1 protein-coding gene is annotated in these 255 nt (G+C 43.1%); it reads right to left on the reverse strand.

Going from position 1 to position 255, the window contains the following annotated elements; all coding sequences use genetic code 11:
- A partial coding sequence (locus tag ACO0LF_RS31780; RefSeq protein ID WP_423021448.1) for a DUF2252 family protein occupies nt 1–255 on the reverse strand: 255 nt, incomplete at both ends.

The raw sequence follows: 255 nt of genomic DNA on the forward strand, positions 1-255 counted from the left end.
ATTCTACGACACACTTCCAGAGCCAGTTTGGTGTGCCTTTCGTTGATGTATTGCGAGTTATTTCTTTGTGCCAAGAGAGCGCTACTTCTTTGTTCATTTGCCTGGAATGTGCTTTCCCAACAATGGCACCAAAGTAACGGGCAAGTTTGATTGCTTCACTTTGATGCAATTCTTCAATGTCTAATTTAAGGTCTTCAGGACGTAGAGCACGCACAAAAACTGATTTTCCATTAATACGCCCGGCAGACATTCGGT

The organism is Undibacterium sp. Di27W (assembly GCF_049340345.1).
Classification (GTDB): Bacteria; Pseudomonadota; Gammaproteobacteria; order Burkholderiales; family Burkholderiaceae_D; genus Undibacterium.